The sequence below is a fragment of the Alienimonas chondri genome, assembly GCF_013036045.1.
Taxonomy (GTDB): domain Bacteria; phylum Planctomycetota; class Planctomycetia; order Planctomycetales; family Planctomycetaceae; genus Alienimonas; species Alienimonas chondri.
The window spans coordinates 25,728-33,365 of sequence record NZ_WTPX01000041.1; the positions used below are offsets into that span (position 1 = coordinate 25,728).

A 7,638-nucleotide genomic window follows, 5' to 3' on the forward strand; every position below is an offset into this window, starting at 1 on the left:
GAAGCGTTACCGAGTGAAGCGATCCGTCGCGACGTGGTACTGCGGATCTTCGCTGACGTTCACCTCGACCAGCGATCCCGCCCGGTCCAACAGCGTGCGGCACTCCGGCGACAGATGCGTGAGGTGCAGCCGCTTCCCGAGGGCCGTGTATTTCTCCGCCAGCGAATTGATCGCTTCCAACCCGGACTGGTCGTAGACGCGGGTGTAGTAGAAGTCGATGACCACGTCGTCCGGGTCTTCGCGGGGATTAAACAGCTCTTTGAACGAAGCGATGCTCGCAAAGAACAGCGGGCCGTGGAGCTGATAGATCTTGCTGCCGTGCTCGTTGATCTTGATGTCCGCGTTCAAATGCGTGGCGTGCTGCCAGGCGAAGATCAACGCGGAGACGATCACCCCCAGCACCACGGCGCTGGCGAGATCGTGCATCACGACCGTGTATCCCGCGACCAGCAGCATCACCAGCACGTCGGCTGTCGGCATGCGGCGGAACATCTTCAGGCTGGCCCACTCGAACGTGCCGATGACGACCATGAACATCACGCCCACCAGCGCCGCCATCGGGATCATCTGAATCCACGGCGACAGGATCAGCACGAACGACAGCAGGGCCAGGGCCGCGACGATCCCGCTGAGCCGACCGCGGCCGCCGGAGTTCACGTTGATCAACGATTGCCCGATCATCGCGCAACCGCCCATCCCGCCGAAGAATCCGCAGATGACGTTCGCGGCGCCCTGACCGAGGCATTCCCGGTTGCTCTGGCCGCGGGTCTCCGTGATCTCGTCGATGAGCGCGAGGGTCATCAGCGATTCGATCAGCCCCACGCCGGCGAGCGTCAGGGCGAACGGGAAGATGATCCACAGCGTCTCCCAGGAGACCGGCGGCAGGTTGGCGTACTCAAGAAAGAACGGTCGCGGCAATCCCCCGGCGATGCTGCGGCTCTCGGGATCTTCCTCGACCGCGGTGAGCGCCGAGGCGACCGCGGCCTGCACCAGCGCCGGATCGAGTTCGGTGGAGGGACGGCCGGCGGTCTTCGCTTCGTGCTCCGCCTCCAACGTGACGCGGGCTTTCGTCGCCTCGCGGTCCTTCTTGCCGGTCGCGACCATGTCGCCGACCGTCGGCACGACGTTCCATTGCCCCTCCGCGACGTAGTCCGGGCCGAGACCCGCGTTGATCCCCGCCGCGACGAGCGAGACCGTCAGGATCGCCGCCAGCGAGGAGGGCACCGCCCGGGTGAGCTTCGGCAGCCCCCAGATGATCAGCATCGTCAGCCCGATCAGGCCCAGCATGATCCACAACGGCGGACCGCTGAGCGGGATCAGTTCGCCCGCCTCGCTAACCGTCTGAAAACTGCCGAATTGGGCGAGCAGAATGACGATCGCCAGCCCGTTCACGAACCCCAGCATCACGGGGTGCGGCACGATGCGGATCAGCACCCCCAGCCGGGCCGAGCCGACCGCGATCTGCAACAGTCCGCAGAGGATCACGGTCGGGAACAGGTACTCGACCCCGTGCATTTCGACCAGACCGATCACCACGACCGCCATCGCGCCGGTGGCCCCGGAGATCATCCCCGGTCGCCCGCCGAGCACCGCGGCCCCGAGGCAGAGGAAGAACGCCGAGTAGAGCGCGATGATCGGCTCGACCCCCGCGACGAAGGCGAACGCGACCGCCTCCGGAACCAACGCCAGGGCGACGGTGAGACCGGAGAGCGTGTCGCCCTTGATGCTGCGTTGACGCTGTCGAAAAAACTGGAGCATGGGCGTGTCAGGTCCGGCGAACCCGCATCGGGTCGAGGCCGGAGGCGATAATATTGAGGCGTGTCGCGACGCCCAGGCGGCGGGCGTCGGACGAAAGACCGGCGGCGAGCGAAACGCCGGATCCGGCAATCAACGAGCCGGATTGTCGATCTGACGATCGTCTTGCGAGTTGAGTTGGAATCCTAGCACAGCGATCGACCGTCCGGCCGCGGCAATCTTGCGCACTCTCGATGCGTCGGGGCCGCCCGAGCAGCGCGTAATTCACGGCGGGGAGTTGCGTCTCGCCCTACGCTCAACGAACGAAACCGGATCGACCCTCGCATCCGCAGCGTGACGGCCCCCCCGGCATCGGGTAGATTTGATCTATGAATCGTTCGCTTGCCGCCGCCGGTTGGCTCCTATTCGCCTCCGTTCTCTTTACGGCCGACGCGATCGCCGCCGACGTGCGATCGGAGTCGGCCGCGTTCGTTCAGGCGCATTGCGTCGACTGCCACAGCGGGGAGTTCGCGGAGGCCGGGCTGGACTTCGATCAGCTTTCCGCCGATCTGGCGGATCCCGCGACGTTCGCCCATTGGGAGCGGGTCTTCGATCGCGTGAACGACGGCGAGATGCCCCCGGCAGACGCCCCGCGTCCGGCGTCCCGCGAGGTCGAAACGTTGCTCGATTCGCTCTCCCGCCGACTCGTTGCCGCCCATTCGACCGTCCGCGAGACGGCCCTCCGGCGGCTCAATCGGCGGGAGTACCAGAACACCCTCAACGATACCTTCGGCACGAACCTCGACTTCACCGGCCTGCTGCCCGAGGACGGGCGTAGCCATGAATTCGACACCGTCGGGGACGCGCTCTCCGTCTCCGCGACGCACCTCGTCCGATACATCGAGGCCGCGGGGCTGGTGTGGGACGCGGCCGTCGTCGATTCGATCGCTCCTCCGCGGCCGGAGGCGGTCGTCGCCAGCTACGCGACCAGCCGGGAAGGGGATCAGTTCATTGGAAAGGTTTGGCGAAAGCTGTCCGACGGCGCGGTCGTGCGGTTCGGCGCCGGCGGCTATCCCTCCGGCATGTTGCGGGGCACGGACCCGAAGATCCCCGGTCGCCACCGCATCACCGTCCGCGGATACGCCTTCCAGACGGACGGCGAGCCGCTGACGTTCTCCGTCAACGGAACCAGCTTCGCGCGAGGCTCCGGCAAGCCGGTCTACGGGTATTTTGAAATGCCGCCCGGCCAGCCGGGGGACATGCACGAGGTGACGTTCGAAGCCGACGTCGCGGAGCGCTACATGGTGCAGATCGAACCTTACGGACTCCGTCTGCCGAACGAACGCGACCGTCCCGCGATCGACGACTACGCCGGTCCGGGTTTGGCGATCCTCGACGTCACGCTGGAGCGTTTGCCCGAACCGTGGCCGAGTCGCGGTCACGAGCTGATCTTCGCCGGCATCGACCGGCAGGAGGTCATGCCCTCGAACCCCAGTCAAAGACAGAAGACGTGGTACCGACCCAGTTTTCGGTGCAGTTTCCCGAATGAACGGGCCGCCTCGGACGCCGCCGCCGCAAGCCTTGTTCAGATCGCGTCAGCCGTATTCCGCCGGCCGGTCGAGCGGGAGGAGATCAGTTCATTCCTCGCTCTTTACGAGGCGGAACGCGACGCCGGGACGGACTTTGAATCCGCGCTGAAGGTGGCGTTCTCCGCACTGCTTTGCTCGCCCCGGTTCCTGTTCCTCGACGAGCCGGTCGATGATGCGGGGCGCCTCGACCAGCACGCGCTGGCGGCGCGACTCGCCTACTTCCTCACCCGGACGGCGCCGGACGAAGACCTGCGGCGTGCGGCGCGGGCGGGGCAACTGTCCAATCCCACAACGCTGCGTGCCCATACCGAACGTCTGCTACGGCAGCCGGACCGAGCACGTTTCCTGCAGGACTTCGCGGACGCCTGGCTCGATCTGCGGGAGATCGATTTCACCGCCCCGGACGGCGCCCTGTTCCCGGAGTTCGACGACTACCTCCGCTGGAGCATGCCGCGAGAGTCCCTGGCGTTCCTCGAAAAGCTGCTCGTCGAGGATCGCCCCGTCCGGGATCTCATCGAACCGGAATACGCCCTCCTGAACGCTCGGCTGGCGGAGCTGTACGCGATTCCCGGCGTGGAGGGACCGGAGATTCGATCGGTCGCCCTGCCGACCCGCGGCGCCGGAAGCCTCCGCGGCGGGCTGCTGGGGCAGGCCGCGGTGTTGAAGGTGACCGCGAACGGCACGAACACCAGCCCCGTCGTTCGAGGGGTGTGGGTGTTGGAGCGATTGCTGGGCACGCCCCCCTCGCCCCCGCCGCCGGGCACGCCGGGGGTCGAACCGGACACGCGCGGCACCAGCACCTTGCGGGAGTTGCTCGCCGCTCACCGCTCCACGGGCGACTGCCAAAGCTGTCACGACAAGATCGACCCGCCCGGCTTCGCCATGGAGCAGTTCGACCCGATCGGCGGCCTCCGCGATCGCTATCGGACGCTTGGAGAAGGCGAGAGAGTGGACGTGACGATCAACGATCGCAGGGTGCGCTATCGTCTCGGCCCGCCGGTGGACGCCTCCGGCGAGCTGCCTGACGGTCGCTCCTTCACTGGGTTCGCGGAGTTCCGCGACCTGCTCGTCGAAGACGAGGACCGGCTCGCCCGGACGCTCGCCGAGAAGCTGCTGACCTTCGGTTGCGGTCGCGAATTGGGCTTCAGCGACCGTGAGGAACTGGATCGCATCGTCGCGGAGAGCGGTCGATCGGGCCACCGCGTCCGCGAGTTGCTGCACCTGTGCGTGCAGAGCGAAATCTTCCGCGGCCCGTAGCGAGTTCCGGTTCGTCCTCCCCAAATCCGATCGCCTTCAGCGATCCCCGTCAGCTCCCCATCCGACGCTTGCCCATGTCCGCTCTCCACCGCCGCACGTTTCTCCGCGGCGCCGGCGCCGCGTTGTCGCTCCCGTTGCTGGGGGCGATGCGACCGGCGTTCGGCCGTTCCGCCGTTGAGGAGCAGCCGAAGCGGACGGTCTTCATCAACGGCTCGCTCGGCTTCCACGGGCCGCACTTTTTCCCGACGACGGAGGGGCCGGAGCACGAGGCGACGCCGTACCTCAAGCTGATCGAACGGCACCGCGGCCGGTACACGCTCTTCTCCGGTCTGTCCCATCCGGAGCAGAGCGGCAACAACGGCCACGCCTCCGAGATGACCTGGCTGACCAGCGCCCAACGGCCGGGGCTGGCGGGGTTCCGCAACACGATCTCCGTCGACCAGGTGATGGCGCAGCGCCTCGGCGGGACGACGCGTCTGCCGTTCTTGAACCTCTCCAACAACGGCGGCTCGCTTTCCTGGACGGCCAATGGCGTGAACCTGCCGGCCGAACGCAGTCCGGCGAAGGTCTTCAAGCAGTTGTTCGTGGACGGATCGCCGGAGCAGGTTCGCGATCAAGTCCGTGATCTCGGCCGCGGCAAAAGCATTCTCGACGCCGTTCGCAGCGACGCCCGGCGGCTCGACAGACGCCTCGGCCCCCGCGACCAGGCCAAGCTGGACGAGTACTTCACCGCGGTCCGAAATTTGGAGGTTCGCATCGGGCAGTCCGAAGGATGGGCGACGCGGCCCAAGCCGCAGGTGGATCGCACGCCGATGGAGGACGTCGCGGACGACAAGGACATCACCGCGCGTCAGCGATTGATGTACGAATTGATCTCGCTGGCGTTCGAGACGGACAGCACGCGGGTGGCGACCTTCTCGCTTGGGGCGATGAACGCGCCGCCGACGAACATTCCCGGCGTGGCGACGGACTGGCACAATCTGTCCCACCACGGGAAGGACGAGGCCAAAATCGCGGAACTGCGGCTGATCGAAGAGGCGGAGATTCGCGAGTTCGACGCCTTCCTCGCCCGCCTTGCCGGCACGTCGGAGTCCGGCGGAAGCGTGCTGGACGGAACCGCGGTGCTGTTCGGCTCGAATCTCGGCAACGCCAGCGCCCACGACTGGCGGAACCTGCCGATCCTGGTGGCCGGCGGCGGCCTGAAGCACACCGGCTACGCCGCCCACGACGCGAACGACAACACGCCGCTCGCCAATCTGTTCGTGACGCTGGAGCAGCGCATGGGCATCGAGACCGACGCGTTCGGCAGCAGCGTCGCCGCCGGCGTCCGGGGCATCGACCTCTAATCCGATCCCCGTTCGCGCGCCTGTCGAATACTGAGCATTGACCCGCCAAATTGGGGGTGAACTCAGAGCCTATCCCGGTAGGTGACGACTGGTAGGTAGGTGACGACTAGGAGACTGACACGGTTGTCCGCCGTCACCAAGGAGGTTCGTGCGATGGCCGTCGAGGCCGTGGGCGTGGAAACTAAGCGCACAGACCGCCGCGACTGGCGAATGCCGGACGAACTGTGGGAGCGAATTCCGCCGCTCCTGCCGCCCCGCAAGCCGCATCCGCCGGGCCGTCATCGCCCGCGGGTGGACGACCGGGCGGCAATGGACGCGATCTTCTTTCGCCTGCCGACCGGCTGCCAGTGGAACGCCCTCGCCGCGACCGGGATCTGCTCTTCCTCCTTGGCCCACCGGCGGTTTCAGGAGTGGGTCGCGGCCGGCGTGTTCGTCGAACTGTGGCGGCGGGGTCTGACGGAGTGCGACGTCCTGCGGGGATCGACTGGTCTTGGCTGAACGCCGACGGAGCCCTGACGAAGGCCCCGCTCGGGAGGCAAGACGGGCCGCGATCTGACCGACCGCGGCAAGCTCGGGGTGAAGCGCAGCCTGCTGACCGAGGGCGGCGGCGTGCCGATCGGGCTGGCGATCGCCGGGGCCAACCGGAACGACTTCAAGCTGGTGCGGGAGACGCTCGAAAGTCTCCCGATCCCCCGGCCCGAGCCGACCGACGAGGCTCCGCAGGGGATGTGTCTGAACAAGGGGTACGACTACCGGGAAGTGCGTGCACTGCTGGCGGAATATCGGTTCACGCCGCACACCCGCTGCCGCGGCGAGGAGGCGGAAGCGATCAAGCAGGAGTCCGGATAGAAAGCCGGCGGTGGGTCGTGGAGCGGGCCCACAGTCGGCCGAACCGGTTCCGGACGATCCTGATCCGCTGGGAGGAGCAGGACGCGAACTATTTGGGCCTGCTCCACTGGGTCTGCGCCCACATCGCCTTCCAAAAAGCCGGCCTACTGGGATAGGCCCCAAGTGGATGATGGCTCGAGGCGAAGATCAGCTCTCGCGTCGCGTCGCCTCCGCTCTGGCCCCGAGCCGTTGCCGCGTCGCCGGGACGGCCGACCTGTCGCGAAAACCGTAGCTGCCGACCCATGCTGCGAAGTGCCGCTGCCGTGAATCATGGCCGTTCCGTCCCGAAAGGCGGCGGCCACGGCCGAGAACGGAGGCAGCGGGTCGCGCCGGCTGTTTGGCTGGAGGAGGTCACATGCGGCGGCCGTGGCATCGAAGAGCGGCATGCCGTTGGTTCGTCCCCTCACCCCCGAACGGTGTGGGGAAATCGGCGTCAACCCGCGAAAGGCGTCAGCGGGTCAAGGCCGGCGGGGAGCGGGACGAGGACGTTCGGTCCCGCCTCTGTGACCGCCCACTCGCTGAGGACGGCTGCGGCCGCCGCGGCCTCGTCCGCGGCGAGCCGTGACAACTCGGCGCTCCGAGCGGCGGCGGCGACTTCCGAGGGCGGCGCCGCGCCGGTCGCCGTCAGCGGCTGCAACCTGTCCGCGAGTTCCGCGGCCGCCGCGGCAGCGTCTCGGAAGGCGGCGGCGCGGGCAGTCAGGACGACGGTCGCCAGCCGGACCTCCGCGGCGCCGACCAGCAGGTCGACTTCCTCCTCGCTCGCTGGAAACTGACCCGCGGACGTGGAATGCGGACGCCTCCGCGACAACGGCGGTTCGCAGTCG

General features: G+C 67.5%; 3 protein-coding genes and 2 pseudogenes. 3 read left to right on the plus strand and 2 right to left on the minus strand.

The annotated features are described in order from the left end of the window. Positions 1-6: 6 nt before the first annotated feature. The gene (locus LzC2_RS08270) at positions 7-1,758 is read right to left on the minus strand and encodes a SulP family inorganic anion transporter (RefSeq protein WP_171185736.1); all 1,752 of its coding nucleotides are present in this window, start codon (positions 1,756-1,758) and stop codon (positions 7-9) included. A gap of 365 nt (positions 1,759-2,123) precedes the next feature. Between LzC2_RS08270 and LzC2_RS08275 the strand changes: the two genes are divergently transcribed. The 3 genes and pseudogenes from LzC2_RS08275 (at position 2,124) to LzC2_RS08285 (ending at position 6,930) form a co-directional block, all read left to right on the plus strand. Then, positions 2,124-4,580 (plus strand): DUF1592 domain-containing protein, encoded by a 2,457-nt coding sequence (locus LzC2_RS08275; RefSeq protein ID WP_171185739.1) that lies wholly within the window; start codon positions 2,124-2,126, stop codon positions 4,578-4,580. A 74-nt stretch (positions 4,581-4,654) separates the two neighbouring features. Continuing rightward, on the plus strand, positions 4,655-5,926 hold the full coding sequence (locus LzC2_RS08280) for a DUF1552 domain-containing protein (RefSeq protein ID WP_171185741.1): 1,272 nt from the start codon (positions 4,655-4,657) through the stop codon (positions 5,924-5,926). A 210-nt stretch (positions 5,927-6,136) separates the two neighbouring features. After that, a pseudogene (locus LzC2_RS08285) lies at positions 6,137-6,930 on the plus strand (IS5 family transposase). A 317-nt stretch (positions 6,931-7,247) separates the two neighbouring features. On the opposite strand, the pseudogene LzC2_RS08290 reads toward LzC2_RS08285, so the two are convergent. Continuing rightward, a pseudogene (locus tag LzC2_RS08290) lies at positions 7,248-7,638 on the minus strand (hypothetical protein); the annotation flags it as partial.